This is a genomic window from Promicromonospora aerolata (genome assembly GCF_042682255.1).
Classification (GTDB): Bacteria; Actinomycetota; Actinomycetes; order Actinomycetales; family Cellulomonadaceae; genus Promicromonospora; species Promicromonospora aerolata.
Genome location: NZ_JBHUHF010000001.1, coordinates 2,226,268 through 2,253,181, shown reverse-complemented (window position 1 = coordinate 2,253,181; position 26,914 = coordinate 2,226,268). Strand labels below are relative to the sequence as shown.

Sequence of the window (26,914 nt, the reverse complement as noted above, 5' to 3'; positions counted from 1 at the left end):
CAGCGCGGTGCTACCTCGGCACTGGTTCGGCCTCGGCGGGATGCGGCCGGTCAGGCCGCGCCGATGCCTGCCTTGGCGATCGAGAAGCCGCCACCGCTCGCGTCGGCGACGCACGTCATGCCGGTCTTCTCGCTGGAGCACGTGAAGCCGTGGGCCTTCGCCTGCGTCCCGTAGTCGATGACCGTCGTGTTGCCACCGGCGGGCTTCGGCTGCTCCTTCTTGCTGATGCACGGCTGCGTCACGTTGCCGCTCGGGTCGACCTTCGCCACGTAGCCGGACGCGCCGTCGCACGACGCGTCGGGCGCGGGCTTCTGGTCGAGCTTGGCGATGCCGCACGTGGCGGCGTCCGCCGAGATGGTGCAGGTGATGTTCAGCGACGGCGTCGCGAACGTCTCGACCTCGGGTCCACCGTCGGTCTCCAGCCCTTCCTCGGGCTCCGGCTCGGCCGGCTGCTCGGCCGTCGGCGTCGTCCCCGCTCCCGCCTCCGGAGTTTCCTCCGGTGCGCCCAGGAGGTTCACGGCGAACACGATCGCGGCGATCACGAGCACCACGTCCAGCGCGATGAAGGCGATCCAGCCGGGGCTCAGCTTCTTGCGCTCGGGCGCAGGCGGGTAGCCGCCGGGCGGCGTCGCGTAGACCGGCTGCCCGTACTGGTCGTAGCCCTGCGGCGGGTACGGCTGCGGGGGATAGCCGCCCCCCTGCTGCGGCTGCTGCTGGGCGTAGCCCTGCGGCTGCGCGTAGCCCTGCTGGTACTGCTCGGGGTAATACTGCTCAGGGTGGTACTGCTGCATCCCCTGGTCGCCGCCGTTGTGGATGTGGACGGACTGGACCACGGGGGCGCCCGGCGCGGCGGGCGCGGGCGTGACCGCCTGCGCGAACTGGTTCGCGGGCGAGATGGCAGGTGGCCTCCTGGTGGACGTGGAGACGCGTTGCACCGGCGGATGCTGAACCGGCGTCGGTGCGGTGGGTGGGTGCTGCTCCTGGGTCGGCGTACCCGGGTCCTCGTCGGGCCAACCGCCTGGCGGCGGTGGCGGCGGCACTGTGCCGGACATCAGGCGACTCCCTCAGCTCAAATCGGTCGGTCGGGCGACCGCGGTCGATCGTACACAAAGGCGTTACTCACTGTTACTCCTGCGTGGCATGATCGACGGGTCGTCGCAGGTAGTTCACAGACCGGACGACAGCCAACCGAAAACGGCGCGCCCATCGGACGCGCGGGGCGCCCATCGGCGCCCTCGAGAAGACAGACGTGGAGGGCCTGTGCCCGGAGAGAACCTGACCCGCGCCGAGGCAGTCGAACGAGCCGGCGTCGTAGCGGTCGAGTCGTATGAGATCGCCCTGGACCTGACCACCGGTCCGGAGACGTTCGCGTCCGCCACGACTGTGCGCTTCACCGCTACGGAAGGCGCCTCGACTCACCTCGACCTGGTCGCACCGTCGGTGCGGTCCATCGTGCTGAACGGTCGTGAGCTGGACCCGGCGGCCGTGTTCGCCGACTCGCGCATCGCCCTGGAGGGACTGGCGGCCGACAACGAGGTCGTCGTCGCCGCCGACTGCGGCTACACCAATACCGGCGAAGGGCTGCACCGCTTCGTGGACCCGGTGGACGGCGAGGTGTACCTCTACACGCAGTTCGAGGTGCCCGACGCGCGCCGGGTGTTCGCGTGCTTCGAGCAGCCGGACCTCAAGGCCACCTTCCAGTTCACGGTGACCGCGCCCGCCGGCTGGGAGGTGGTGAGCAACGAGCCGACGCCGGAGCCGGTCGCCGCGAGCGAGGGCGACGTCGCCACCTGGTCGTTCGAGCCCACCGGCCGCATCTCGACGTACATCACGGCGCTCGTGGCCGGTCCGTACGCGGTGGTCCGCTCGTCGCTGACGTCGTCGGACGGCCGGGAGATCCCGCTCGGTGCGTTCTGCCGCAAGTCGCTGTCGGCGCACTTCGACGCCGACTACATCTTCGAGAAGACCCGGCAGGGCTTCGAGTTCTACGAGTCGACGTTCGGCGTGCCCTACCCGTTCACCAAGTACGACCAGTTGTTCGTGCCCGAGTACAACATGGGCGCCATGGAGAACGCGGGCTGCGTGACCTTCACGGAGTCGTACGTGTTCCGCTCCAAGGTGACCGAGGCGGTGCGGGAGCGCCGCGTCGTGACCATCCTGCACGAGCTGGCGCACATGTGGTTCGGCGACCTGGTCACCATGAAGTGGTGGAACGACCTGTGGCTCAACGAGTCGTTCGCGGAGTACGCCTCCACGCTGGCCACGGCCGAGGCCACGGAGTGGGAGGCCGCCTGGACCACGTTCTCGGCGATGGAGAAGTCCTGGGCGTACAAGCAGGACCAGCTGCCGTCCACGCACCCGATCGTCGCCGAGATCAAGGACCTGGAGGACGTCCAGGTCAACTTCGACGGGATCACCTACGCCAAGGGCGCCTCGGTGCTCAAGCAGCTCGTCGCGTGGGTGGGGCGTGAGGCCTTCATCGCCGGCGTCTCGGCCTACTTCGGCAAGCACGCGTGGGGCAACACCGAGCTGCCCGACCTGCTGACCGAGCTGGAGGCCACCAGTGGCCGCGACCTCAAGGCCTGGTCGAAGCTCTGGCTGGAGACCGCGGGCGTGAACACGCTGCGCCCGGTCATCGAGACGGACAGCCACGGTCGCATCATGTCGTTCGTCGTCGAGCAGACGGCGCCCGCCGAGTGGCCCACGATCCGCCCGCACCGCCTCGGTATCGGTTTCTACAGCCTGTCCGACGCCGGTGAGCTCGTGCGCACCCACTTCATCGAGGTCGACGTCGACGGTCCGAGGACGGACGTGAAGGAGCTCGTCGAGCTCGACCGTCCGGCGCTCGTGCTGCTCAACGACGATGACCTCGCGTACGCGAAGATCCGGCTCGACGCCGCGTCGCTGCGCGTCGCGGTGGACCACCTGGCCGACATCGCGGACCCGCTGGCCCGCTCCCTCGTGTGGGGCTCGGTCTGGGACTCCGTGCGCGACGGCGAGGTCCCGGCGTCGGAGTACGTGCGCCTCGTGCTCGGCGGCATCGCCCGCGAGACCGAGTCGACCACGCTGCGGACCACGCTCAACCAGATGGTGCTGGCCACCAAGCAGTACGTGGCGCCGTCGGCCCGGGCGGCGACGCTCGCCGAGGTGGGCGACACGCTCTGGACGCTCGTGGGCGACGCCGACGCCGGCTCGGACACGCAGTTCCAGCTGGTGAAGTTCTTCGCGCACGTGGCGTCCACGCCGGCGCACGTGGAGACGCTGTCCGGGCTGCTGAGCGAATCGATCGCGCTCGACGGCCTGACCCTCGACACCGACCTCCGCTGGGAGCTCCTGGAAGGCCTCGTGCTCAACGGAGCCGCCGGCGACCAGGAGATCGACGAGATGCTCGCCGCCGACAACACCGCCACCGGCCGCCAGGCGGCTGCTCGTGCGCGGGCGGCCAAGCCGACCGTCGAGGGCAAGCTGGCCGCGCTGTCGTCCGTGGTGGACGCCGACGTGCCGAACGCGATCATCCGGAACACGGGCCTCGGGTTCGTGCACGTGAACGACCCGGCCGCGCTGGCCGACGTCGTGCAGCCGTACCTGGACGCCGTGCTGAAGGTGTGGAACGAGCGGACCTACCACATCGCCGAGGAGGTCATCGAGGGCTTCTACCCGGCGCCGCTGGCGTCGGCCGAGCTGCGGGACGCGACGGCCGCCTGGCTGGACGCGAACCCCGATGCGGCGCCGGCGCTGCGCCGCATCGTGATCGAGTCCCTGGCAGGCACGGAGCGAGCCCTGAAGGCGCAGTCGGCAGACTCCTGACCGCTGGCCGGGCCGGTCGCCCGGCCCTCCTCACCTTCGAGGCCTAAGTTTCTTCGCTCTGAGCCGTCTCAAAGCGAAGGAGCTTAGGCCTCGAAGGGGATCGGGCGAAGCCCCCGGCCGGGGATGGGATGGGTCTACCAGATGTGGACGCGGTCCTCTTCCGGGAGGTACAGGGCGTCGCCCGGCTGCACGTCGTACGTCGTGTAGAACTCGTCCACGTTGCGCACCACGCCGTTGCAGCGGAACTCGTTGGGGGAGTGCGGGTCCGTCGCGAGCCGGCGGAGCACCTCCTCGTCCCGTCCCTTGGACTGCCACACCTGCGCCCAGCCGAGGAAGATCCGCTCAAGCGCCGTCAGACCGTCGACGACCGGTGCCTCCTCGAGGGGCTTCCCGAGCGCGATCCGGTACGCCTTGAGCGCGATCGACAGTCCGCCGAGGTCGCCGATGTTCTCACCGATCGTGAGACCGCCGTTGACGTGTACCTCCTCGGCCTGGTCGCCCTCACCCTCGGTGTCGTCGGCACTGACGACGGCGTCGGCGAGCTGTGCCGGCCGGAACTGGTCGTACTGCGCGATCAGCGCGCTCGTGCGCTTCTCGAACTCGGTGCGGTCGGTGTCGGTCCACCAGTCCTCGAGGCGGCCGTCACCGTCGTACTTGGAGCCCTGGTCGTCGAACCCGTGCCCGATCTCGTGCCCGATGACGCCGCCGATGCCGCCGAAGTTCACGGCGTCGTCCGCCTCGGGGTCGAAGAACGGCGGCTGCAGGATCGCTGCCGGGAACACGATCTCGTTCATGCCCGGGTTGTAGTAGGCGTTGACGGTCTGCGGCGTCATGAACCACTCGTCGCGGTCCAGGGGCTTGCCGATCTTCGCCAGCTCGTAGTCCTGGTCGAACGCGTTGGAGCGCCGGACGTTGCCCACCAGGTCGGTCGCGTCCACCTCGAACCCGGAGTAGTCGCGCCACCTGACCGGGTACCCGACCTTGGGCGTGAACTTCTCGAGCTTGACCAGGGCCTTGGCCTTGGTCTCGTCGGTCATCCAGTCGAGCCCCTCGATGGACTCACGGTAGGCCACCACGAGGGCGTCCACGAGACGGTCCATCTTGGCCTTGTTCGCCGGCGGGAAGTGTCGCGTCACGTACTCGGCGCCCACTGCCTCGCCGAGCGCGCCCTCGACCAGGGCGACGCCCCGCTTCCAGCGCTCGCGCACCTGCTGCGCGCCGGTGAGGGTGCGGCCGTAGAAGTCGAAGTTCGCCTCGACGATCGGGTCCGTCAGGTACGGCGCCCGGGCGCTGATCGCGTGGTACGTCATCCAGAGCTGCCAGTCCAGCAGCGACAGCTCGTGCCACAGGGCGGCGAAGCCTTCCGTGTACCCGGGCTCGCGCACCACGAGGTGGTCGAACGCGCCGGTGGGCACGCCGAGTGCCTCGGCCCAGGCCGCCCAGTCGAAGCCGGGCGCCGACGCGACGAGGTCGGCGAGCGTCATCGGGTTGTACGTGAGGGTGGCGTCGCGGTCGCGCACCACGTCCCAGTGGTGGGCGGCGAGCCGCTCCTCCAGGTCGAAGACGCGGCTGGCGGCGTCGTCGCAGGAGATGCCCCAGGTCTCGTGGACCTTGGCGAAGCGCAGCATCTTCGACACGTGCGGCAGGTACTTCTTGCGGATCGGGGCGTACTGGTCCTCGCGGTAGTACGCCTCGTCGGGCAGGCCGAGGCCGGACTGCCGGAGGTAGACGACGTACTTCTCCGGGTCGGTCGCGTCGTTGTCCACCCAGAAGCGGACGCCGGCAGTGCCGCCGGTGCGCTGCAGCGTGCCGAGCGACCGGGTCAGCTCGGCCATGGTGCGGGCGCTCTGGATGAGCGTGAGGTCCTCGTCCAGGGGAGTGGTGCCGAGCTCCGCGATGCGCCCGGTGTCCATGAAGCTCGCGTACAGGTCACCGATCTTGGAACCGGTCGGCGCGTCCTGGATGATCTCCCGGACGTGCACCTCTGCCTTGTCGTAGAGGTCTCGGAACGCGCCGTCCATGGCGCGGTCGGCGGGGATCTCGTGCGTGTCGATCCACCGCCCGTTGACGTGGCGGTACAGGTCGTCCTGCGGGCGGGTTGCGGGGTCGAGCGCGTCGAGATCGATGCCCGACGTGAGACCCGTGGCGTCGGTGGTCATTGCGCCAGCGTACGCAACGCGCGCCTCCCCTTTCTGGTGTTGCACGTCCGGTGCCGCCGATGAGGAACAATGGCCCCCATGCGCCTGCACATCGCCGCCGACCACGCCGGGTACGACCTCAAGCAGCACCTGGTGCAGCACCTCACCTCCGCCGGGCACGAGGTGATCGACCACGGGGCCCACGAGCTGGACCCGCTCGACGACTACCCTGCCTTCTGCATCTCCGCCGGCGAAGCCGTCGTCGCCGAGCCGGGCTCGCTCGGCATCGTGATCGGCGGCTCGGGCAACGGCGAGCAGATCGCCGCGAACAAGGTCGCCGGCGTCCGGGCCGTCCTCGCGTGGTCGCTGGAGACCGCCAAGCTGGGCCGCCAGCACAACGACGCGAACGTGATCGCCGTGGGCGGCCGCATGCACTCGCTGGAGGAGTCGGCGGCGTTCATCGAGGCCTTCATCGCCGAGCCGTTCAGCGGCGACGAGCGGCACCAGCGCCGTATCGACCAGCTCGCCGACTACGAAGCAAAGCGTGCCTGAGGGGCACACCGTCCACCGCCTCGCGCGGACGTTCGACTCGCTGTACGCCGGGCAGGTCCTACGGGTGAGCAGCCCGCAGGGGCGGTTCGCCGACGGCGCCGCCGTGCTCTCGGGGCGTCGGCTGGTGGCGAGCGAGGCCTGGGGGAAGCAGCTGTTCCTGGGCTTCGCACCCCCCGACGTGTCAGACGCCCAGGTCACTGGAGCGAGCTCTGCCGCTGACACCTCTGCCGCTGACACCTCTGCCGCTGATACCGTGTGGCTGCGCACGCATCTCGGGCTGTACGGCGCGTGGACGTTCGCGGGCGCTCCGGGCGCGCCGGAGGTGGCCCACGCCATCGGCGCACCCCGCCGACGCATCGGCGAGCGGGAGACGACGGCGCCCCCACCGCCGTCCGACCGGTCAGCAGCCCAGGCCACTCCGGCGACCTCCACGTCCGACACGTGGGAGGCACCGGAGCCTCGCGGACAGGTCCGGGTGCGCCTGCTCGGCGACCACGCGGTGGCCGACCTCACCGGACCCACCGCCTGCGAGGTCATCACCTCCGCGGAGAAGATGGCGGTCGAGGCGCGCCTCGGCCCCGACCCCATCCGGGACGACGGCGACGTCGACGCCTTCGTGGCCCGTGTCGGCCGGTCGCGGGTCGCGATCGGGCAGCAGCTCATGGACCAGGCGGTCGTCGCGGGCATCGGCAACATCTACCGCGCCGAGGCGCTGTTCCGGGCCGGCGTCGACCCGCTGCGGCCGGGTCGCGACGTGCCGGCCGCGATGCTCCGCGCCCTCTGGGCCGACCTGGTGGCGCTCATGCGCGACGGCGCGGCACGCGGCGCGATCGTCACGACGCGGCCCGAGGACCGTGAATCCCCGCACGGCCGACCACCGGAGGCCGCTCGACCGCCGGAGGCCCGCGGCCGGACCCGGCAGAACACCGACGGCGCTCCCGACGCAGTGCCCTCCGACCAGGCGTTCTACGTCTACCACCGGGACGGGCTGCCGTGCCGGCAGTGCGGCTCCCCGGTCCTGGTCAAGGAGCTGGCGGGCCGCAACCTGTTCTGGTGCGGAACCTGCCAGCGCTGACCTGGCGGCCGGATGCCGGGCCCCGGCCCGGGCCGAGCCGCGGGCTCAGAACACCCAGGAGGCTCCCGGCGCGACCGGCCAGCCGAACGCCGTGCTCGCCCTGGCCAGCGCACTCCCGCGCTGTCCCGGACGGGGATGTTCGGTGACCAGGCCCGCGGCGGCCAGGGCGGCGAGCGACTTGCCGCCGAGGTAGGCGGCACCCAGCTCGCGCACGTCGAGCGACAGCTCGGGCGCCTCGAACTCCGGGTCGACCCGCTCCACCGACGCCGGCCCGAAGGCCTCCGCCCGCAGCCGGTACACCCCCGCGTTGGCGGGCAGGCGGGTGTCGGTCACCGCGAGCGTGACGTCGACGTCGGCCGCGTACTGGCGACCGGCGAGCGCCGCCTCGACGTCGACCAGCCGGACCCAGAGGTTGTCCGGGGTGCGCGGCGCGGCGGCACGCAGGTTGACCAGCAGCTGCGTGATCACGTCGTCGACCGGGAGCGTGAACGGGCTGACGTCGTCCGTCAGGTCGAGGTCCAGCAGCGTGCCCCACAGGGCACGGGCGGCGGCGGCGTCGACCGCCACGACCTCGCCGGTGCTGACCTTCCCGCGCGGGCCCGTGGTCGTCCAGGTCAGCGAGCGGCGGAACGTCACGTAGCCGCGGGGCTCGCCGTCGAGCTCGGTGATCATGATGCGCCGGGACTCGTGCCCGCCGCGGTGGACGGGTGCGTCGTCCCAGTGCGCCGCCTGCAGGGCCTCGGTCTCGCGCGTGACCCAGCCGGGACGGTTGAGGCCCGGGACGCCCGTCGGGGCGGCGCCCGCGGCGCGGTGCAGGCGGTCGACCAGCTCGCCGTGCCGCTCGCGGGAGGCGACCTCGACGCGGACCGTGTGCCGCTCGGCGCCCGGTACGTCGCGCAGGGCGGCCCCGCGGGGGACGTCGAGGCGCAGGTCGTCGGCGGCGTGGCCGTAGCCGAACCGCCCGTAGATGGCGGCCTCGGCGGCGAACAGCGCGCTGAGTGGCTCACCGCGCTCGGCGCTGCGCGCCAGGTGCAGGTCGATCATCGCCGTGAGCAGCCCGCGGCGGCGGTGCTGCGGGTGCACACCCACCCACGTCAGGCCGGCGGTCGGCAGCTCGGCTCCGGGCACCGGAAAGTGTTCGAACGGGTACGACGCGTGCAACGCGACGAGCCTGTCGGAGCCGTCGGCCTCGATGCCGATCGCACGGTCCCAGGTCAGGGGCGACGGGACGGCGTCGAGGTCGTCGTGGGAGGTCCCCGACGGGAACGCCCACGTGTCGAGCTCGATGGCGAGACGGCGGTCGTCCGGGGTCAGCGTGCGCCAGCGGTATCCAGCGGGCAGCGCGATCTGGGGGAGAGCCATGGGGAGATCGTCGCACCGGCCGCAAGCAAATTCCCGTGCGGGAACCGGGCTGAGCTGCGTTCAGCAGGCTGCCGGCGACCATTTCCGGGCCCGTTGCGGCCCTGTCGAGCCTGCTGAAGAAGCATCAGTACCGGCTCCGTCTACCATCGCATCCGTGACTGAATCGCCGCCCGGAAACCAGCTGACCGACGTCGAGGAGTACGCGGCCGCCGTGCTCGACGTCGTCCGGCGCATCCCGTCCGGCCGTGCGATGACGTACGGGCTGATCGCCGAGATCGTGGGCGAGCGGCTCGGGCGCGGTGGGCCGCGTCAGGTCGGGAGCGTCATGGCCGGGTCCGGGGACCGGTACGCGCACCTGGTGCCGGACGACGACGGGGCCGACCCGGACGACGAGGGCGCCGACCCGGACGAGGGCGCCGACCGTGTCCCGTGGTGGCGGGTCGTCAATGCCGCGGGCTCCCCGCCGCAGCACCACGTGACCGAGGCGCTGGACGCGCTGCGTGCCGAGGGCTGCCCGCTGTCCCGGGACGGCCGCCGGGTGCACCTGCGCCGGGCGATCTGGTTCCCGGAGGACGAGCCGCCGGGTCGGTTGGACGACTGAGGCAGGCGCCGAGGCCGGTGCCCGCGGCCACCGGACCGGAGTCATCCACCGTTCACACGCGGGTGACCGTACCGTTCACGGCCGCCCGCTAGCGTGCCGAGCCGGAACTGACCCGCCGTCGGAGGTACCGCCATGCACCGCCCCCTCGCCCGCACCATCGGGGCTCTCGGAACCCTGCTGCTCGTGTCCGGCCTGGCCACGTCGGGCCTCGTGCCCGCGGCCGCCGGGCAGACCGCTGGGCCGCTAGGAGCCCCGGAGCGTCCCGCTGCGGCTCAGCACCCCGGCAAGCACATCGCGACCCTCCTGTACTTCCATGACGCGCACGAGATCGGGCCGGTGCTCACCGGCGGCCAGGATCGCGGCGGCGTCGCCCGCCTGGCCACGGCGGTGCGCACGGTCGAGGAGCAGAACCCGGCCACGGCGCTCGTCTTCGGCGGGGACCTGGCCGGCGGCACGCTGTTCGGCGGGCTCTACCGGGGCGTACCGATGGTGGAGGCGCTCAACGAGGTGGGCGTGGACCTGGCGAACTTCGGCCAGCACGACTTCGACTTCGGCGTGGACCACACCCGCGAGCTGGTCGCGGCGTCCGACTTCCCGTGGATCACGTCCAACCTGACCGACGCCGACGGCTCGCCGTTCGTCGAGGACGGCACCTGGGCGGTGCAGCGGGTGGGCAAGGTCCGCGTCGGGTTCGTGGGCCTCACGGACGCCATCGAGACGACGTCGGCCGCCGGGGACCTCGTCGAGACGGATCCGGTCGGGGCGGCGCGCGCCGCCGTCGCCGACCTGACGGCGCACGCGAAGGTGGACGTGGTCGTGGCCGTCACCCAGTACCCCCTGGCCGAGAACCGCGAGCTCGCGCGCGCCGTACCGGAGCTGGACGCCGTGTTCGGCGAGGAGATGGCCGAGTACCACTCCGTGATCGAGTACGAGGGCGACGTGCCGCTCATGGCGTCCGAGGGGAACATCGGCTCGCTCGTCCGCCTGGACATCACCAAGCGGCGTGGTGAGCACGTGGTGGCGCCGTCCGTGGTGGAGGTGGACCACACGGTCACGCCGGACCCCGCGCTGCGCGAGGTCGAGGAGCGGTACGCGGCCGAGATGGACGAGCGCCTGTCGGAGGTGCTCGCCGACGTGCGGACGCCGCTGCTGAACCCGGGCCAGATCAGCCGGTCCGAGGAGACGGCGCTGGGCAACTTCGTCGCCGACGCGTTCCGCGCGCGGCACGGCGCCGACGTCGGCTGGGTGAACGGCGGCGGACTGCGGGCCGAGGCGCCGGGACCCGATTTCACGCTTCGTGACGCCTACTCGATCGCCCCGTTCGCCAACCGGGTGCTGAACGTGCGGGTCAGCGGGGCGGGCCTGCTCCGGTCGCTGGAGGACGCGGTCTCGCGTGTCCAGGACGCCGGCGGCGGGTTCCCGCAGGTGTCCGGCATGGCGTACGCGTACTCGCCGAGCGCCGCGGTGGGCGCGCGGGTGAGCGACGTCAGCGTGGGCGGTGCCCCGCTCGATCCCGATGCCTCGTACACCGTCGCGGTGACCGCGTACGTGGCCGGGGGCGGCGACGGCGTCAGCGGGTTCGCCGACGCCGAGGTGCTCGTACCGATCGGCGACGCCCCGGTCGACGCCGAGGTGATCGCGGACCACGCCCGCACGCTGACCACGATCGACGTCACGACGGAGGGCCGGATAACGATCCTCCCGTAACCCTTGTTGAGTGCTGGCTATTTGTTGAGGCGACGGCCCCGAACGCACAAACACCCAGCACTCAGCGAAGGATCTCGTGGATCAGACCTTGGCCGGGGCGAACCTTGCGAGCAGGGCGGACGCCGTCCGGCGGGATCGGCCCGCGAGGCTCGAGTCCTGAGCGACGCTCAGCAGCGCCAGCATCGAGGCCGGGTCGCCCTGGACGAGCATCGTCGTGATCGCGGTGCGCCCCCAGGTCGGCAGCTCGCGGCGGATCTTGTCGATCGGTCCGACGAGCGCGATCTCTTCCACGAGCTGCGTCGGGACGGCGGCTGCCGCCTCCTCCTTGCGCCCGGCGAGGTACAGCTCCTGCACCTTGTCGAGCGGCTCCTGGTAGCCGAGCCGGTCGAGCGACCGCTTGTGGAAGTTCGCCTCCTTGGTGCCCATCCCGCCCGCGTAGAGGGCGATGTGGGGGCGGATGACGTCGGCGGCGGCCTCGACGTCGTCCCGCACGACGACGGGCACGGTGGCGGCCACCTCGAACCCGCCCGCCGGTGAGCGCTCTTCCGCCCGGACGTCGAAGCCCTCGGCGAGCAGTGCGCGGAACTCGTCGTCCATGCGGGGCGCGTAGAAGCCGGCCATCCAGCCGTCGGCGATCTCCGCGGCCAGAGCGACGTTCTTGGGGCCCTGCGCGGCCAGGATGATGGGGATCTCGGGGCGGAACGGGTGCACCGTCGGCTTGAGGGGCTTGCCCAGCCCCATGGCCCCGGCCGCGTCGGCGGCGAGCGGGAGCTGGTAGAACGACCCGTCGTGGGTCACGGGCGCCTCGCGCCGCATCACCTGCCGCACGATCTCGACGTACTCGCGCGTGCGGGCCAGCGGGCGCTTGTACGGCTGGCCGTACCAGCCCTCGACGACCTGCGGCCCCGAGGCGCCGAGGCCCAGCACGAACCGGCCCCTGGACAGGTGGTCCATCGTGAGCGCCTGCATGGCGGTCGCCGTCGGGGTACGGGCCGAGATCTGCGCGATGCCGGTGCCCAGCCGCACGTTCTTCGTGCGGGAGCCCCACCAGGCCAGCGGGGAGAAGGCGTCGGAGCCGTAGGCCTCCGCGGTCCAGACCGAGTCGAGGCCGAGCCTGTCGGCGGCCACGATGAACTGCTGGATGCCCTTCGGGGGCTTGCGGGACCAGTAACCGGTCTGGAATCCGATGCGCATGGGGGTCACCTCGTCGTGGGAACGTCTTACCTGAGACGGCGCGTCCCAGGTACTGCCCACACCCTACCGGTCCCTGCGCCGTGCATCGTGGGTAACGTGGAGGCGTGGCCACCTTCGACGACGTCGCCCGGCTCGCCCTCGCCCTGCCCGAGACCGCCGAGGGCACGAGCTACCGCCACCGCGCCTGGTCCGTCGGGCGCAAGGCGTTCGCCTGGGAGCGGCCGTTCACCCAGGCCGATCTCAAGCGGTACGGAGACGATCCGGTGCCGGAGGGCCCGATCCTCGGCGTGCGAGTCGAGGACCTGGGGGAGAAGGAGGTGATCCTGGCGGAAGGGCGCACCGGGTTCTTCACCATCCAGCACTTCGACGGTTTCGCCGGGCTGCTGATCCAGCTCGAGGTGGTCGGTGCGGACGAGCTGCGGGAGGCCCTGGTCGACGCCTGGCTCGCCACGGCGCCACCGGCCCTGGCGCAGCAGCACGCGGACCGCCTGCGCTGAGGTGCCCTCAGGCGCCGCGGGTGGTCGGCAAAAGCCCGGGTAGTCGGCAAAAGGTCAGGAGATCGGCAGCTTGAACTACCGATCTCCTGACCTTCTACCGACCACACGTCTCCGCGGCGCGGGCGCGGCGCGGGCGGCGGGCGCTCCGCGGCGCGCGGGCTTGGTCAGATGACGTACTCGATGAGCTCCGACGGGTCCTCGTTGCGTGGGCGGTCCGCCACCGGCGCGTTCGGCACGCGGATCCGCGCCGGGATCCCCACGGCGACGGCTCCCGCGGGTACGTCCTTCACGACGACGGCGTTGGCTCCGATCTGCGCGTCGTCGGCGACCCACACGGGACCCAGCACCTTCGCCCCGGCGCCGACGGTGACCCGGTCGCCGAGCGTCGGATGCCGCTTGCCCCGGTTGAGCGACCGGCCGCCCAGCGTGACGCCGTGGTAGAGCATGACGTCGTCGCCCACCACCGTGGTCTCGCCGATCACCACACCCATGCCGTGATCGATGAACAGCCGCCGGCCCAAGCGGGCTCCCGGGTGGATCTCGATGCCGGTCGCTGCCCGCGCGAGCTGCGAGAGCAGCCGCGCGGGCAGACGCAGGGACGGCACGCGCCACAGGCGGTGCGCTGCACGGTAGGCCCAGAGGGCGTGCACGCCCGGGTAGGCGAGCGCGACCTCCAGCCGGGACCGCGCGGCGGGGTCGTGGGCGCGCGCGGCGTCGAGGTCCTCGGCGAGGACCTGGAACAGCCCGCGCACCCCCGTCATCAGTCGACCAGGCCCTCGAACAGGGGCGTGGACAGGTAGCGCTCGCCGAAGTCGGGGACGATCACGACGATCGTCTTGCCGGCGTTCTCGGGGCGCTTCGCGACCTCCAGGGCGGCGGACAGCGCGGCCCCCGACGAGATGCCGACGAGCAGGCCCTCCTCCTGGGCGGCGCGGCGCGCGAACTCGATGGCCGAACCGACGTTCACGTCGATGACCTCGTCGTACACCGTGGTGTCGAGGATCTCCGGCACGAAGTTGGCGCCGATGCCCTGGATCTTGTGCGGGCCGGGGGCGCCGCCGTTCAGGATGGGCGACTCCTCGGGCTCCACCGCGACGATCTTGACGTCGGGGTTCTTCTCCTTGAGCACCTGGCCCACGCCGGTGATGGTGCCGCCCGTGCCGATGCCGGCCACGACGATGTCGACCGCACCGTCGGTGTCGGCCCAGATCTCCTCGGCGGTGGTCTCGCGGTGCACCTGCGCGTTGGCCTCGTTGGCGAACTGACGGGCCAGCACGGCGCCCGGGCGCTCGGCGGCGAGCTTCTCGGCCGCGGCGACGGCGCCCTTCATCCCCTCGGGGCCCGGCGTCAGCACGAGCTCGGCGCCGTAGGCACGCAGCAGCGCACGGCGCTCCTTGGAGGCCGTCTCGGGCATCGCGAGGACCACCTTGTAGCCGCGCGCAGCGCCCACCCAGGCGAGCGCGATGCCGGTGTTGCCGGAGGTGCCCTCGACGATCGTGCCGCCCTCCTTGAGCTCACCGGACGCCTCGGCGGCGTTGATGATGGACACGCCGATGCGGTCCTTCACGGAGTTGGCCGGGTTGTAGAACTCGAGCTTGGCCAGGACGGTGGCCTCGAGGCCTTCGGTCACCTTGTTGAGCTTGACGAGCGGCGTGTTGCCGATCAGCTTGGTCGCGTCGTCGTAGATGCGGGCCATTGTTCTTCCTTCGCTGTGTGGCGGGTGTGGCTGGGGTTGTGCTTGTCCGACGCTGTCGTCCCGGGATCGTGCGGATGCGCACGCCAGGACCGGCGTGGAGCGGCTGGACTGGGCTGGGCCGGAGCGTCGCGCCTGCGCCTGGCCACACCCGGCGGTGCCGGTGTGGTCGGACGTGAGAGCGGACGCTCTACAGACAGCCTCGGGGGCAGCGGTCGGTGGCGCACATCCAGTGCGTGGCGACGGGGCGGGACGAGGTGGGGAGTGCGGAGCGCACGGTGCTCAAGACGTCCTCCCTGCGTGGTGCGGCCGGTGGCCGCGCGGCTGCGTGTTCCAGGCGAGCGATTGACTCGCCTGGTGCAGATTACGTGGGGAACGACTCTGAGACAAGATCTGTCTCAGGTATCGATCATGTCGATACTTTCGCGGGGTTGTCGCGGGGTCGTCGCGGGGCCGTCGGGCGGGCAGGAACGAGCCCTGACCGGCACCGACGCCACGTCGGCCCCGGCCCACCGAAGGGCCGAGACCGACGGGTAGCTCAGCCGGTACGCCGTGTCGGTCAGGAGGCGAGCTGGACCAGGCGACCGGTGAAGGTCGCCGTCGTCCCGACCGCCCCGTTGGCCGCGCCCGGCTCTGCGGCTGCACCCGGCTCTGCGGCCGCGACGCCGATGTTGATGTCCGAGCAGAGGTAGTACGGCTGGTCGAGGTGGGACGCCTGCCAGATCGTGTACAGGACGGCCCGGCCGCTCCGTCCGGACAGGTCGACGTCGGTCTCGTACGTGCCCTGCGACGGGTACGGGTCGGTCTCCTTGACCAGGTCGACGTCGTCCCAGCCCAGGGCCTCCGTCGTCGGGTCGAAGCCCGGCTCGGAGACGTAGATGCGCAGGTAGTCCGCGCCGTGCCGCGCCTGGTCGGTCAGGGTCAGGTGGAACCGCTGCGGAACGTCCTTGGCGATCCAGGGGCCGGGGGTGTCCATGTAGTCGTACCGCGGTGACTGGGTGCGTCCGCCCGAGCAGAGCTGGCCGTTCGGGATGACGGCCTCGTGGTTGCCGCCCACGTTCTCCCGGTAGAGGCCGTTCCAGTTCCACATCGCGTTGGGGTCGTGCTGCCAGGCGCCCCAGCACATCGGGTCGAGCTCGGCCATCTCGGGGTTCTGGTGGTCGCTGCCCCAGCGCTCGAGGCACCCGTAGTTACGGGTGGGCGGGTCGGTCACCGAACCGTGGGCGGCCGCAGGGGCGGCGGTGACGGTGTCCGCGGTGACCGCCGCGGCCAGAACGAACGGGGCGACCAGCGCTGCGGTGGCGGCGAGCGTGAGACTGCGCTTGTGCGCACGGATGGACATGGTTTCCTCCAGGTTCTCGGCGGGTGCGCCGGACGGAGCCCGCCACGGCGCGTGCAGGAACACTGTGCGGAGGCGGTCCGGACGGGAACTACCTGGTGAAACGGTTAATGTTCGGTCACGGTGGAAAGGGGCGGTCGAGTTGAGCGAGCTACGCATCCGGGAGGCGTCCCCGTCCGACGACGACGCCGTGCTCGGTCTCATGACGGAGTACATGACGTGGGCGCTCGCCACGTTCGAGCAGACGTACGGGTTCGCGATGGGGGCAGCGCCGGAGCACACGGCGGACGCCCTGCGCGCGTTCCGGCGTCCGTCCGGAGTGGTCGCGCTCGCGGAGCTGGACGGCTCGCCGGCCGGGGTCGCGGCCTTGCGGCTGCAGACCGACGGGGCCGTCGAGCTCAAGCGGATGTTCGTGCGCCCCGAGCATCGCGGTGCCCACGTCGGTTCGGCGATGCTCGACTGGCTGCTGGAGCTGTCCCGGGACGAGCTGCGGGCGTCGGTGGTCCGGCTGGACAGCAACCGCTTCATGCGGGCGGCGCACCGGCTCTACGCGTCACGCGGGTTCGTGGAGCGTGCGCCCTACGACGGCTCCGAGATCCCTGCCGACCTGCAGCACCTCTGGCGGTTCTACGAGCTCCGCCTGCGCGTCGCGTCGTAGACCCGCGGTGCGCGTCGTGCCGGAGGCCCGCGGTGCACGCCGTGCCGCGCCAGGGGAGGACCGCCGCGCCCTGGTTGGCGGGGCGAAGTGTGCTTATGGTCGAGGGAACCGAGTGCCTTGGAGGCCCGCATGGCTGTCACCGACCCGCCCGCCGTCGTCCCGCCCGTCATCCAGGAGTTCATCGACGCCACCAACGCCGCCGACACCGAGCGGTTCGTGGCCACGTTCACCGACGACGCCTACCTCAACGACTGGGGGCGCGAGTTCCACGGCCCGGACGGGGTCCGGAGCTGGAACGAGACCGACAACATCGGGATGCAGAGCCAGTTCGAGCTGATCTCGGTGCTGCCCGGCTCCGCGCACGGCGAGTACACCGCGAACATCAAGGTGACGAGCAACCGGTTCAACGGGACCGGACCGTTCAAGTTCGAGCTGCGCGACGGCAAGATCGCGAGCCTGGTCCTGAGCTGACGCCGGAAGCTGAATCGCCGTGACCTGACGCGCCGTGAGCTGACTCTCGTTCAGCAGGCTGTCAGCGACCGTTTGTCGGGCCATTCCGGTCGGGACCGGCCTGCTGAACCACCTTCAGTAGTGGTCGCCGTTCAGGAGCTGTCGCGCATCGGCCGCGGGAACGTCCGCAGGTGCCACCAGATCACCAGGGGGACCACCAGCAGCTCCAGCACGAGCGCTCCGACGAACACGGGGTGCGGCCAGCCGGACACGGCCACGGAGACGAGCCTCGGGACAGCGCCGAGCGATGCGATCGCGAGGATCACCCGGGTCACGTCGGCGCGTTGCGCCGGCCGGCGCAGGCTCCACCAGATGAGCAGTCCCGCCGCGAGCCAGAACACGTTGATGAACCGGTACTCGCTGTCGACGGTGGCGTTCACCGGCCCGCCGCCGGGCAACGCCTCCGGACCGCCCACGATCCCGAGGAGCCCGCTCAGCACGGGGACGGCGCCGAGCACGGCGGTGACCACGATCAGTGTTCGGTGACCCATGCGCGCAGTGTGGCATGCACCTCCCGCCGTCATCGTGACCCGGCCCGCCCGTCACCGAGCCCGCCGTCAGTGACCTGGCCGGCGGTCGCCAAGTGCGCCGTCGTGACCCCGGTCGCCGTCGCCGAGCGCGCCGCCGGCCGAGGGTTCAAGTCCCGTCGCTCACCACATCGCCACCTCGGCCCCGAGCTCCAGTCCGTCCTCGGTCGCCTGCGCCGACGAGATCGCCACCTGGTCCTCGCCCTCCGGGAAGGCGACGCCCTCGGCGAGCTGGTTGAGCTGCGAGTCGCCGAGCTGGTCCGCCAGCGTGGCGACGGGGAGCGAGAGCCCGCCGACCTCGACGGTGTCCGCCCGGAGCACGGCCTGACCGGCCTCAGCCGTCACGGACAGCAGCACGTCGGCGGTCTGCTCGCCACCAGCGATGGACAGTGGCAGCCGGGCGACCAGGCCGTCGGACGCCGGCGTGAGCTCGAGCTCCGGCAGGTCGGTGGCGGTCCGCGCGGCGTCGGTGAGGGCCTCCGGAGTCACCTCGACCCGCAGCGTGGCCCGTCCGGTCGCCACCTGCCAGAGCGCGGGCGTGTCGTCGCGGGCCACCGACATGCCGGGCGGCAGGTCCGTCGTCGCGGTCTCGATCCGGTCGTCGATGACGCTGCGGAGGACGAGCTCGCCGGCCACGCCCAGAACGACGAGCACCCCGACCACCGAGACGACGGCGGTGATCCAGCGGCGGCGAGGGCGGCGGGGGGTGCTCGAAGTCATGGGGACCATTCGATCGCACGGACATGAGGATCCGCTGAGTATCGCGTGACGGCCCTGGTCAGCTCGGTGCAGATCGCCGGCGGTCACCGCGCCGCCGGCCCGACAGGCGGTACGCACCCACCCAGGCCCCGGCGTCCAGGTCGCGGGGGAGCGCACGGGGTCCGACGCCGTGCTCCCGCGCCCACCGTCGGACGTCGTCCCGGGCGAGCCCTTGGCGCACGAGGGCCTCCTGCACGCCGCGCCCTCGCCCGTTGAACACGGTCGCGGCGAAGCGCTGATACCCGCGCTGCTCGCCCCCGGGCAGCAGCGGGCTCGACCGGCGGTCGATCACCAGCAGGCCGGCGTCCACGCTCGGCCGGGGCCGGAACGCGGCGGCGGGGACCCGGCGGTCCAGCCGGGGCGTGAACCACGGCCACCACTGCGCGGTCAGGAGCGTGGAGCCGCCGACGGCAGCGCGCTTGCGCGCGACCTCCCACTGGGTGACCAGCACGGCGCGCTGCCAGCCGGCCAGGGTGAACAGCCGGCGCAGCACCGGGGTGGTGAGGTGGAACGGCACGTTGCACACCAGGTCGTAGGGGGCCGACGGCGGTGCGTGCCGCAGGATGTCGTCCCGCGTGACGGTCACGTTGCCGGGCACGGTCCGGGACAGCCGCCCGACCGAGCGCGGGTCGATCTCGACCGCCTCGACCGGGCGGCCGAGGCTCGCCAGGGGCATGGTCAGCGCTCCGCGGCCGGCGGCCCACTCGACCAGGGGACGGTCGGCGTCGGGCACGAGGTCCACGATGCGGTGGACCACGCGGGGATCGACCAGGAGATTCTGGCCCAGCTCATGGGCACCACCCAGGTAGGGGCGGGGATCATGCCCGGCGGCGGGTGCGGCGGGTGCGGCGGGTGCGGCGGGTGCGGCGGGTGCGGCGGGTGCGGCGGGTGCGGCGGTGCGGGAAGAACGGTTGCGCGGCATGGGGTGCTCCGGAAGTCGTCGGTACCTGAGTTCCGGGCAGCACAAGAGCGCCGCCCGGCGAGAGGCCGGCGGCGCGGGGCACGCGCTGGGTGTGGGTGTGCGTTCCGCGCCGCTAGCGGGCGGAGCGCTCCCTGATCATCGCGTTCATGGTCGCGTTCATGGTCATCGCATTCATCGCGGCCGACCCTACGAACCGCCGTCCCGGGGACGCCACGGTTTTTCTGCCGGAGGGCTCCACGGGTTTCTGCCGGAGGCCCGCGTGGTTCTCCGTGGAGAGCTTCGCGGTTCTCTGCGGAGGGCTTGACAGGGAGATGCGCCGATGGTCGTATGGCGCCACTGTTAACGTTCACATTTCTCGTGAGGTCACCGTGCAAAGAAGCACCAGTCCGTCCCGGCTGCCCCTCCGTACGGTCGCCGTGGGCGCCGTCGTGGCACTGCTCGGAAGTCTTTTCCCACTCCTCCCAGCAAGCGCCGCGGCGTCCCGGGCGCCGGCGGCCGCCCCGGAGACCACGATGTCCGAGAGCGCCGCCTCCACCGCCGAGGGGCCGCAGGCGGACGCCGACGCCGCGGCCGCCGCGCTCAGCATCGTGCACGCCGACGACGTCCGGGGGCACCTCACCCTGCCGTCGTCCGGCCTGCACGACGCGACGGTCACCTGGGCGTCGTCCGACCCCGCCGTCGTCGCCACCGACGGCCTGGTCCACCGCCCCGCGCACGGCGCGGGAGACACGCAGATCACCCTGACCGCTACCGCCGAGGTCGCCGGTGCGACGGCCACGCGGGAGATCGCCGTGACCGTGCGGGAGCAGCCGGCCACCGCGCCGTACGAGGGGTACGCCTTCAGCTACTTCACCGGGAACTCGGTCGCCGGCGAGAAGATCTACTTCGCGGCGAGCCGCGGCAACGACGCGCTGCAGTGGGACGAGCTGAACGAGGGCCGGCCGACGCTCGAGTCGACCGAGGGCACCCTCGGGCTGCGTGACCCGTTCCTGATCCGCTCGCCCGAGGGCGACCGCTTCTTCCTGATCGCCACGGACCTGTCCATCGGCCGCAACGGCGACTGGGACGCCGCACAGCGGCAGGGCAGCAAGCACCTGGAGATCTGGGAGTCCACGGACCTGGTCAACTGGTCCGAGCAGCGGCACGTCAAGGTCTCGCCGGACAACGCGGGCAACACCTGGGCGCCCGAGGCGTACTGGGACGAGTCGCTCCAGCAGTACGTGGTCTTCTGGGCGTCGAAGCTGTACGCCGAGGACGACCCGGACCACACCGGGAGCGCCTACAACCGGATGCTCTACGCGACCACGCGGGACTTCGTGACGTTCAGCGAGGCCAAGATCTGGCAGGACCGCGGCGAGTCGCGGATCGACTCCACCGTGATCGAGGAGAACGACACCTACTACCGCTTCACCAAGGACGAGGGCGGTGGCGGCACCGGCTGCTCCGACATCATCCAGGAGAAGTCGCCGACGCTGACCGCCGTCGACCGGCCGGGCGACCCGGCGTGGGAGTTCATGGCCGGCTGCATCGGCCGCGACGCTGGCACCTCCGCCGTCGAGGGGCCCACCGTCTTCAAGGCCAACCCCGGCGACACCTCCGGCTCGCCGTACTACTTGTTCGTCGACGAGTACGGCGGCCGCGGCTACATCCCGCTCGGCACGGACGACCTGGAGAACCCGGACTGGCAGGTGGCGTCCTCCTACGACCTGCCGGCCAGCCCGCGCCACGGCACCGTCATCCCCGTCACCGGCGCCGAGCTCGCGGCCCTGCGTGACGGCATCGTGCTCCCCGAGCCGCCGACGCCCGTCGTCGCCGACGAGAACGGCCTGGTCGCGCAGTACGACCTGGACGAGGCCTCCGGCGCGGTCGCCGAGGACAGCACCGGCCACGGTTACGACGGCACGGTCAGCGGCGACACCACCTGGGCCGACGGCGCGCTGCAGCTCGGCGGCACCAACGGTCACCTGAAGCTGCCGAACGACATGATGGCGGGCCTGGAGGCGATCACCGTGTCGACGGAGGTCTGGCTGGACCCGGGCCAGGCGACGCCATACTTCATCTGGGGCCTCGGCAACACCGACGGCGCGGGCGTCGGCAACGGCTACCTGTTCACCACGGGCAACAACTACCGGACCTCGATCGCTACCGGGAACTGGAGCACCGAGCAGACCGTCGCGTCAGGTTCGGCGCTGCCCCGCGGGGTCTGGAAGACGCTGACCTACACGCTCCAGGACGGCACCGCCACGCTCTACCTCGACGGGGTGCAGGTCGGGGAGCGGACCGGCGTCACGATCGAGCCCGGCGACATCGGTGACGGCCGGACCACGGCCAACTACCTGGGCCGCTCCGTCTACGACGCCGACCGGTACCTCAAGGGCAAGGTGCGCGATTTCCGGATCTACAACCGTGCGCTCTCGGCCGGCGAGGTGCGGGAGCTCGGGGCGGACCCGACCGCCATCACCGGCGTGGAGCTCGACAGCCTCAAGGTCCCGGCGGTGATCGACGCGGCGACGTCGACCGTGACCCTGCCCGTCACGCCCGGTACCGACCTGACGGCGCTGGAGCCGGCCTTCGAGGTCGTCTCCACGTCGACGGTCTCGCCGGAGGTCACCGGACCCGTCGACCTGTCTGCGGCGCGGACCTTCACGGTCACGGCCGAGAACGGCGACACCCGCGACTGGACGGTGCGCGCCGTCGAGATGCGGTCGCCGGTGCTGCCGGGCCTGTACGCCGACCCGAACATTGCCCGCTTCGGCGACACCTACTACCTTTACGCGACCTCGGACGGCGTCGCCGGGTGGGGCGGCAAGGACTTCTACGTCTGGACGTCGAAGAACCTGGCCGACTGGGAGCGTTCGGACGAGCCGTTCCTGACCCTGGACGGCGAGGACGGCAACGTGCCGTGGGCCAGCGGCAACGCCTGGGCGCCGACCATCATCGAGCGCGCCGGCAAGTACTACTTCTACTTCTCCGGCCACAACCCGGCGTACGGTCGCAAGACGATCGGCGTCGCCGTGGCCGACAGCCCCGAGGGACCGTTCACCGCGCAGCCCGAGGCGATGATCCTCAACAACGAGGCGGTCACGTCGGGCCAGGCGATCGACCCGGCCGCGTTCGAGGACCCGGAGACCGGGAAGTTCTACCTGTTCTGGGGCAACGGCGGACCGTCGAACGGGCCGGTGTACGCCGAGCTGAGCGACGACATGCTGTCGATCAAGCAGGACACGCTCGAGCGCATCGGTGGCCTGACCGACTACCGCGAGGGCACCTTCCTCAACTACCGCGACGGGCTGTACCACCTGACGTACTCGATCGACGACACCGGGTCGCCGAACTACCGGGTCGGCTACGCCACCGCCACCAGCGTCGACGGGCCGTGGACCTACCGCGGCGTGATCCTGGAGAAGGACCCCACCCAGGGCATCCTGGGCAGCGGCCACAGCTCGATCGTGCAGGTGCCGGGCACCGACGAGTGGTACATCGCCTATCACCGGTTCGCCCTGCCCGGTGGGGACGGCACACACCGGGAGACCACCATCGACCGACTGACCTTCGGTGCCGACGGCCTCATGGAGAAGGTGGTGCCGACGCTCACCAGCGTCGACCCGCTCGCGTACGACGGTGAGCAACCCGAGTCCGTGCGCGCGCCGAAGGTACGGGGCAAGGCCGCGGTCGGCGGGACCCTCACCGGTACCCCCGGCACGTGGGACAAGGACGACGTGACGTTCACGTACCAGTGGCTGCGGGACGGCGAGCCCGTGGCCGGTGCGACCCGGCAGACGTTGCGGGTGACCACCGCCGACGTCGGGCACCGTCTGTCCGTCCGGGTGACCGCCGCGCGCCCCGGCGCCTTCCCAGGCGTGGCGCTCTCCGGGAAGAGCGCGGAGGTGCAGGCGAAGTAGAAGGTACTGCGGCCCTGACTCGGCGTACCAGGTACGCCGAGTCAGGGCCGCAGTCACTCGCTGCGGAGCGCGCCCGGGCGAGTGAGGTGCCACAGCAGCGGCAACCCGGCGGCCGTGGTGAGCAGCACCATCAGCGCGGCGACCCCGGAGGTCACGCCCACCCCCACCCAGTCGAACGCGAGCGGGGCCTCGACCGCCGCCTGCAGCGCCAGCGCCAGCCCCGAACCCGTCACGACGGCCAGGCCGAGCCCCAGCACCACGGGTATGGCCACCTGGAAGAGCACCGAGCCGCCCAGCGTGCGGCGCCGCGTACCGAAGGCGACGAGCACCGCGAGCAGCTGACGGCGTTCCCGGAGCTGTTCGACGACATTGACCAGCATGCTCGCGCCGATCATCAGCAGCAGGGCCGCCGTCCCGATCAGGAGCACCTGCCGCACGCCGCCCAGGACCGAGAGGATGCGCTCCTGCTCGATCGGCGAGGCGTACGCGACCGGGTCGACCTGGGCGGCCGCGGTGCGCATGTGCTCCAGCGCGTCGGGCACGGCGGGGTCGAGGGCGACGTACGCCGTCACCGACTCCGCACCGAGCGCGATCCCGTCCAGCGCCCCGGGCGTGACCAGGATCCGCGCGGGCATCCCGCCCATCGCGCCGATCCCGCCCTCCGGTGGCGCCACGGTCTCGGCCGACGCCGGGAGCGTCCACCGCGCGTCGCCGCCGCCCGCGGTGCCCAGCAGGTACGTGGTGCCGGGCTCCGGCGTGGCCGCGCCGCCCGCGGCGACGACGAAGACGTCACCGTCGTCGCACGAGCCCACCTGCGCCTCCTGGGCCAGCACCTCGCACGTGCCCTGCTCGATGAGCATCTCGCCGTCACCCGCCGCCGATCCCGTCTCCCCCGGCTCGGCCGGGAGCGCCCACACGGACGTCAGCGTGCCGACATCCCGCACGCCCTCGGCGCGGGCGAGCTCACGGCTCCACGTCTCGGACGAGCCGGCGTCCGGATCGATGTCCAGCACCGACGCCTGGAACGTGCTCGTGTCGGCCTGCTTCTCTGTCGAGAGCGCCCCGATCGCACCCGTCAGACCCTGCAGCGCGATCAGCCCGGCGACGGAGACCGCGATGCCGGAGACCGCGCGGACCGCGGTCCCGCTGTCCAGCTGCAGGCGCCGCACCGCCAGGTCCCAGGCGACGCTGCCGGCACCGAGCCGGTGCACCGTCGCCTCGACCAGCCACGGCAGGATCAGCGCCACGCCGACCAGCACCAGGACCAGGCCGGCCACCACCATGACCTGGCTCAGCAGGTCGTCCTCGAGGCCGTTGACCAGGGGTGACAGCAGGGCGACGCCCGCCACCGGGAAGACCAGCCGCCACCAGAACCGCCGTCGGCGCTCGCTGCTGCGCCGGACCACGCCGAGCGGCTCGACCAGCACGTGCTTCAGCGCGGAGAGCGTGACCAGGACCGTCGTCACCGGCACCAGGACCACGGTCAGCGCCGCGAGCAGCGGGGCGGGACGCAGGTCCCCGGGATAGAAGCTCAGGTTCGCGGGGACCGCGCTGCCCGCCACCTGCCCGATCGCGAGGAACAGCAGGCCGCCGACGACGAGCCCGCCCGCGGCGCCCGTGAGCGTCTCGCCCGCGGCGACCCGCCGGGTCATCGTGGCGTCGGCGCCGACCAGGCGCAGGGCCGCGAGCCGGCGGTCGCGGTTCTCGCTGCCGAAGCGTACGGCCGTGCTGATGAAGATCGCGACGGGCAGCAGCAGGACGACCATGCCCACCAGGACCAGCAGCATCATGACGGTGTCCAGGCCCTCGTCGTGCTGCTCCGCCCCGCCGAACGACTGGATGCGGGAGGCGTTCGCGGTGGTGAGCTCGTCCGTGCCCAGGTAGAACCGGAGCTCCTCGGGCCCGGTGAGGCCTTCGTGCCCGATGGTGCCGACGACGCGGTCGCCCCAGCGGCCCTGCAGCGCGGCGCCGTCGTCGGAGGCGAGCAGCTCGGCCAGGGCGGGGGAGACCACCAGGTCGCCGGGCGCGAGCTGCTGCTCCACACCCGGGGGGAGCGGCGCGCCCTCGCCCTCCGGCTGGATCACCCGCCCGACGAGAGGGGCCTCGCGGTACATCGAGCGGACCTCCTGCGTGAGCGCCGTCGGCTCGCCCAGGGCCAGCTCCTGGTCGGCGGCCACCGACCGGGCCTCGGCCCGCTCCGCGCGGGCGTCGAGGACCGTGGGGACGCTCGCGGCGATCAGCAGCATCGCCACGCCGAGCCCGACGCCGACGGCGATGAGGGCCAGCCGGACCCAGCCCGACCGCCCACCGCCGACACTGAGGCGCACGCCGAGGGCGAGGTCGCCGACCCGGCTCATCGGACGTACTCCCGGGCCCGCACGCGGCCGTCCCGGACGACGGCCTCGTGGTCGGAGTACGCGGCGACGCGCGGCTCGTGGGTGACGAGCACGACGGCGGCACCGGTGTCCCGGGCGGCCGCCACGAAGAGCTGCATGACCCGCTCGCCGTTCAGGGTGTCGAGGGCGCCCGTCGGTTCGTCGGCGAACACGACCTTGGGCCGGGTCACGAGGGCACGGGCGACCGCCACGCGCTGCCCCTGCCCGCCGGAGGCCTGGCCGGGGCGCTTGCCCGCGACGTCCGACACCTCGAGCCGGTCCAGCCAGGCCTCCGCGCTGCGCAGGGCCGCACGGCGGCTCGCGCCGCCGAGCCGCAGCGGGAGCGCCACGTTCTCGAGGCAGGTGAGTTCCGGGACGAGCTGTCCGAACTGGAAGACGAACCCGAACTCGCTGCGGCGCAGGGCGCTGCGCTCGCCGTCGTGCATCGCGGTGAGGTCCCGCCCCCCGTAGGTCACGCGGCCCGAGTCCGGGGTGAGGATCCCGGCGAGGCAGTGCAGCAGGGTGGACTTGCCGGATCCGGAGGGGCCCATCAGCGCGAGGATCTCCCCGGCGTGGACCTGAACGGAGGCGTCGTCCAGCGCCGTGGTGGCGCCGAAGCCGAGATGCAGGCTCTCGGCGGTGAGCAGTGGTTCGGTGGGCATCGGGTCTCCAGGGTCGGATCGCGTGGCAGGTGTGCCGGGGTGTCGTGCGGGCGGCGCGCTAGGCGCGGACGTGCGTGGCGAGCTGCTGGATGCGTGCGGCGGTGAGCTCCAGCCAGCGCAGATCCGCCTCCAGATGGAAGAGGGCGTGGTCGCAGACGAGCTGGTCGGCCAGGTCGCCACCGTCCCTGCGGCGCGTGAGCTCACGCATGAGGCGCAGGTGCTCCGAGCGCTGCGCGTCGAGCACGTCGTTGGCGTCGTACCCCGTCAGCAGGGCGAGCACGACCTTCGTGTAGAGCGTGCTCTGGAGATACGGCTCGGGCTTCTCGGGCTCGGCGAGCCAGCCGGCGACGTCGGAAACCCCGGCGTCCGTGATCGCGTACTTCTTGCGGTCGGGGCCTGCGCCGGGCTCGGCCTCGACCTCGACGAGGCCGTTCTTCAGCAACCGGGCGAGCGTCGAGTAGACCTGGCCGTAGTGCAGCGGCCGGTCCTGGCCGAACCGGTCGTCGTAGGAACGCTTCAGGTCATAACCGTGGCGCGGGCCGGACTCGAGGAGGCCCAGCAGGGCGTGTGCAACAGTCATGGCCCGAACTATACACGCTGTGTATACACCGGGTGTCGACGGGGCGATCGGGCG

General features: G+C 71.9%; 22 protein-coding genes. 9 read left to right on the top strand and 13 right to left on the bottom strand.

The features are described from left to right. Positions 1-50: 50 nt before the first annotated feature. Entirely contained in the window at positions 51-935 is an 885-nt protein-coding gene (locus ACFSL2_RS10155) for a hypothetical protein (protein WP_377197745.1), read from the bottom strand. A gap of 325 nt (positions 936-1,260) precedes the next feature. On the opposite strand from ACFSL2_RS10155, the gene pepN reads away from it, so the two are divergent. Beyond that, a complete protein-coding gene (pepN, locus tag ACFSL2_RS10150) occupies positions 1,261-3,807 on the top strand; it encodes an aminopeptidase N (protein ID WP_377197744.1) in 2,547 nt (848 codons plus the stop codon). 134 nt (positions 3,808-3,941) lie between these two features. Here pepN and ACFSL2_RS10145 read toward each other — a convergent pair whose 3' ends face one another. Continuing rightward, complete coding sequence (locus ACFSL2_RS10145; RefSeq protein ID WP_377197743.1) at positions 3,942-5,966, bottom strand: M13 family metallopeptidase; 2,025 nt, start codon at positions 5,964-5,966, stop codon at positions 3,942-3,944. A 78-nt stretch (positions 5,967-6,044) separates the two neighbouring features. Here ACFSL2_RS10145 and ACFSL2_RS10140 point away from each other — a divergent pair, with 78 nt between their 5' ends. Further along, positions 6,045-6,497: a ribose-5-phosphate isomerase gene (locus ACFSL2_RS10140; protein WP_377197742.1), complete on the top strand. Its 453-nt coding sequence runs from the start codon at positions 6,045-6,047 to the stop codon at positions 6,495-6,497. After that, positions 6,490-7,572, top strand: coding sequence for an Fpg/Nei family DNA glycosylase (locus ACFSL2_RS10135; RefSeq protein ID WP_377197741.1), 1,083 nt, complete (start codon positions 6,490-6,492; stop codon positions 7,570-7,572). The genes ACFSL2_RS10140 and ACFSL2_RS10135 overlap by 8 nt, the downstream gene beginning before the upstream one ends. Before the next feature lie 45 nt (positions 7,573-7,617). Here the strand turns inward: ACFSL2_RS10135 and ACFSL2_RS10130 are convergent, their stop codons facing one another. After that, positions 7,618-8,934 (bottom strand): GNAT family N-acetyltransferase, encoded by a 1,317-nt coding sequence (locus ACFSL2_RS10130; protein ID WP_377197740.1) that lies wholly within the window; start codon positions 8,932-8,934, stop codon positions 7,618-7,620. 154 nt (positions 8,935-9,088) lie between these two features. Here ACFSL2_RS10130 and ACFSL2_RS10125 point away from each other — a divergent pair, with 154 nt between their 5' ends. Next, positions 9,089-9,535 carry an MGMT family protein gene (locus tag ACFSL2_RS10125; RefSeq protein ID WP_377197739.1) on the top strand — a complete coding sequence of 149 codons (447 nt, stop codon included), beginning with the start codon at positions 9,089-9,091 and terminating at the stop codon, positions 9,533-9,535. A 132-nt stretch (positions 9,536-9,667) separates the two neighbouring features. Next, the gene (locus ACFSL2_RS10120) at positions 9,668-11,242 is read left to right on the top strand and encodes a bifunctional metallophosphatase/5'-nucleotidase (protein ID WP_377197738.1); all 1,575 of its coding nucleotides are present in this window, start codon (positions 9,668-9,670) and stop codon (positions 11,240-11,242) included. 81 nt (positions 11,243-11,323) lie between these two features. Here the strand turns inward: ACFSL2_RS10120 and ACFSL2_RS10115 are convergent, their stop codons facing one another. Beyond that, on the bottom strand, positions 11,324-12,436 hold the full coding sequence (locus tag ACFSL2_RS10115) for an LLM class F420-dependent oxidoreductase (RefSeq protein WP_377197737.1): 1,113 nt from the start codon (positions 12,434-12,436) through the stop codon (positions 11,324-11,326). Positions 12,437-12,540: 104 nt separating this feature from the next. On the opposite strand from ACFSL2_RS10115, the gene ACFSL2_RS10110 reads away from it, so the two are divergent. After that, the gene (locus tag ACFSL2_RS10110; protein WP_377197736.1) at positions 12,541-12,933 is read left to right on the top strand and encodes an MmcQ/YjbR family DNA-binding protein; all 393 of its coding nucleotides are present in this window, start codon (positions 12,541-12,543) and stop codon (positions 12,931-12,933) included. Positions 12,934-13,097: 164 nt separating this feature from the next. On the opposite strand, the gene epsC is transcribed toward ACFSL2_RS10110, so the two are convergent. From epsC to ACFSL2_RS10095, 3 genes are all read right to left on the bottom strand, one after another. Then, entirely contained in the window at positions 13,098-13,694 is a 597-nt protein-coding gene (gene epsC / locus ACFSL2_RS10105; RefSeq protein ID WP_377197735.1) for a serine O-acetyltransferase EpsC, read from the bottom strand. After that, positions 13,694-14,629 carry a cysteine synthase A gene (gene cysK / locus ACFSL2_RS10100; protein ID WP_377197734.1) on the bottom strand — a complete coding sequence of 312 codons (936 nt, stop codon included), beginning with the start codon at positions 14,627-14,629 and terminating at the stop codon, positions 13,694-13,696. Before cysK ends, epsC begins: the two co-directional genes overlap by 1 nt. Before the next feature lie 556 nt (positions 14,630-15,185). After that, positions 15,186-15,968 (bottom strand): lytic polysaccharide monooxygenase auxiliary activity family 9 protein, encoded by a 783-nt coding sequence (locus ACFSL2_RS10095; protein WP_377197733.1) that lies wholly within the window; start codon positions 15,966-15,968, stop codon positions 15,186-15,188. 139 nt (positions 15,969-16,107) lie between these two features. Here ACFSL2_RS10095 and ACFSL2_RS10090 point away from each other — a divergent pair, with 139 nt between their 5' ends. Together ACFSL2_RS10090 and ACFSL2_RS10085 are read left to right on the top strand one after the other, a co-directional pair. Next, entirely contained in the window at positions 16,108-16,623 is a 516-nt protein-coding gene (locus tag ACFSL2_RS10090; RefSeq protein ID WP_377197732.1) for a GNAT family N-acetyltransferase, read from the top strand. Positions 16,624-16,752: 129 nt separating this feature from the next. Continuing rightward, entirely contained in the window at positions 16,753-17,094 is a 342-nt protein-coding gene (locus tag ACFSL2_RS10085) for a nuclear transport factor 2 family protein (protein WP_377197731.1), read from the top strand. 131 nt (positions 17,095-17,225) lie between these two features. Here the strand turns inward: ACFSL2_RS10085 and ACFSL2_RS10080 are convergent, their stop codons facing one another. The 3 genes from ACFSL2_RS10080 to erm all read right to left on the bottom strand — a co-directional run bounded on the left by ACFSL2_RS10080 (position 17,226) and on the right by erm (position 19,341). After that, entirely contained in the window at positions 17,226-17,624 is a 399-nt protein-coding gene (locus tag ACFSL2_RS10080) for a DUF4345 domain-containing protein (RefSeq protein WP_377197730.1), read from the bottom strand. Positions 17,625-17,783: 159 nt separating this feature from the next. Next, on the bottom strand, positions 17,784-18,380 hold the full coding sequence (locus ACFSL2_RS10075; protein ID WP_377197729.1) for a hypothetical protein: 597 nt from the start codon (positions 18,378-18,380) through the stop codon (positions 17,784-17,786). Between the two features lie 58 nt (positions 18,381-18,438). Continuing rightward, a complete protein-coding gene (gene erm, locus ACFSL2_RS10070) occupies positions 18,439-19,341 on the bottom strand; it encodes a 23S ribosomal RNA methyltransferase Erm (RefSeq protein WP_377197728.1) in 903 nt (300 codons plus the stop codon). A gap of 512 nt (positions 19,342-19,853) precedes the next feature. Here erm and ACFSL2_RS10065 point away from each other — a divergent pair. Beyond that, positions 19,854-23,243 carry a family 43 glycosylhydrolase gene (locus ACFSL2_RS10065; protein WP_377197727.1) on the top strand — a complete coding sequence of 1,130 codons (3,390 nt, stop codon included), beginning with the start codon at positions 19,854-19,856 and terminating at the stop codon, positions 23,241-23,243. Between the two features lie 53 nt (positions 23,244-23,296). On the opposite strand, the gene ACFSL2_RS10060 is transcribed toward ACFSL2_RS10065, so the two are convergent. From ACFSL2_RS10060 to ACFSL2_RS10050, 3 genes are read right to left on the bottom strand one after another with little or no spacing between them, the layout of a single operon-like run. Continuing rightward, positions 23,297-25,600: an FtsX-like permease family protein gene (locus tag ACFSL2_RS10060; RefSeq protein ID WP_377197726.1), complete on the bottom strand. Its 2,304-nt coding sequence runs from the start codon at positions 25,598-25,600 to the stop codon at positions 23,297-23,299. Further along, on the bottom strand, positions 25,597-26,280 hold the full coding sequence (locus tag ACFSL2_RS10055) for an ABC transporter ATP-binding protein (RefSeq protein ID WP_377197725.1): 684 nt from the start codon (positions 26,278-26,280) through the stop codon (positions 25,597-25,599). Before ACFSL2_RS10055 ends, ACFSL2_RS10060 begins: the two co-directional genes overlap by 4 nt. A gap of 58 nt (positions 26,281-26,338) precedes the next feature. Then, the gene (locus ACFSL2_RS10050) at positions 26,339-26,860 is read right to left on the bottom strand and encodes a PadR family transcriptional regulator (protein WP_377197724.1); all 522 of its coding nucleotides are present in this window, start codon (positions 26,858-26,860) and stop codon (positions 26,339-26,341) included. Positions 26,861-26,914: the final 54 nt, after the last annotated feature.